General features: G+C 29.7%; 2 protein-coding genes and 1 pseudogene. All 3 read right to left on the bottom strand.

From position 1 onward, the window contains the following. Positions 1 to 149 precede the first annotated feature (149 nt). Positions 150 to 557 (bottom strand): annotated as a pseudogene (locus tag A33S_RS11890) (protein rep); the annotation flags it as partial. Between the two features lie 221 nt (positions 558 to 778). Then, complete coding sequence (locus A33S_RS12430; protein ID WP_017176832.1) at positions 779 to 925, bottom strand: hypothetical protein; 147 nt, start codon at positions 923 to 925, stop codon at positions 779 to 781. A 202-nt stretch (positions 926 to 1,127) separates the two neighbouring features. Next, complete coding sequence (locus tag A33S_RS0110310; protein ID WP_000153199.1) at positions 1,128 to 1,346, bottom strand: VraH family peptide resistance protein; 219 nt, start codon at positions 1,344 to 1,346, stop codon at positions 1,128 to 1,130. Positions 1,347 to 1,554: the final 208 nt, after the last annotated feature.

The raw sequence follows: 1,554 nt of genomic DNA, 5'->3' as shown, positions 1-1,554 counted from the left end.
AGTATTTCAGAGGTTCTGTTGCAAAGTAAAATTAGTATACAATACTATGCAAATATAAAAAATAAATGTTATTTTAACGATAAATCATTTATATATATTGATTGTTTTTGCATTTATTTGTATTTATATTACATTATTTTTCACTTTGCAACAGAACCCTCTAAAGTATCCCCGTCTATCGCATTTTTCGTTGAAAGTGTTAAAAACAACCAACGTGCTTTTGGTTTTTCTTTAACCACTTCTTCAATCACTCTTTGAGCCTGATAACTATTTTTCATAGCACGCCTCCAATTACAAACTGGACATAATTTTGATTTACAAAACCATGTCTTATGTAACTTCAAATAACCTTCATCTGTAGGCTTGAATTCTAAGACGTTACCACATTGTTTTACGTTAAAAGCCTTTTTGATTTTTAAAATTTCTAATATATCTGCATAACTCACATTGTCTATTTTCTTTTCTCTCCAAGGGCGTTGTTTCCCACTTTTCGTCATATCTTTAAGTGTTTCGTTATCTTGATTTTCGTCTATACATCTAGTAGTATTAGATTGCATATAAAAAGACCTCCAGTAGTTGTTTATTGAGTAGACGCTTTAATCATACTACTGGGGTTTTTTTATGTCAAAAATAACTTTCAACAAGAAAAATAGCCCTAAACCCTTACATATCAAGGATTAGAGCTATAATTTAAAAATCGAGTTATTTCTATATAGTATCAAGACAAGAAGAAACTCGTTTTCAACTCGTTTCAAAAACCAAAATCAAGAAATCAAATTTAACCTTTTTTATCATCTTTTTCTAAACCAAAAATCAATAAAATAATTACAGACAAAAGCATAAAAGGAAAAAATATAGAAGTAGCTAAAAAACCTATAATCATAATTAACCAAAAAGAATCAATTTTATAATTTCCAAACTTCATACAAGGACCCCCTTTTTTTATCAAAATAACATAATTGCTTTATTCCAATTGCTTTATTGACGTTGAGCCTCGGAACCCTTAACAATCCCAAAACTTGTCGAATGGTCGGCTTAATAGCTCACGCTATGCCGACATTCGTCTGCAAGTTTAGTTAAGGGTTCTTCTCAACGCACAATAAATTTTCTCGGCATAAATGCGTGGTCTATTTCTTATTCTCGTCTTGATAATCATATTTTTCTGCTATCTCATCAAAATCATCATCTTTATAAAAAAAGAAAAAGTAAGCAATAACTCCAATCGGAATACCTAAAAATGGTGTAGTAAAAGTACTAAATATTACACACATTAAAATTAACCAAAACAAATCTTCTAAAGACCATTTTTTATTTAATAAATCATTCACAATCTGTTTGATAGTCATAAAAATAAAACACTCCTTTTTAGCAAACTTTATCACAATAGTTATCGCTTTACAGGTCTATTTTTCATCGTTATAATCTAGTTAAATCCCGTAAGGGCGCACTTATACGTTCTTTCAGAACGTTGTGCTAAAAGCGAAATCGACCTCCGTCGATTTTTATATCAAATACAAAAGAATCGGTGTTGTAGCACAGATATAAAAATTAAGG

The organism is Staphylococcus massiliensis CCUG 55927 (assembly GCF_000298075.1).
Taxonomy (GTDB): Bacteria; Bacillota; Bacilli; order Staphylococcales; family Staphylococcaceae; genus Staphylococcus; species Staphylococcus massiliensis.
Note: the sequence above shows the minus strand (reverse complement) of the source record. Positions and strands in the feature narration are given on the sequence as shown.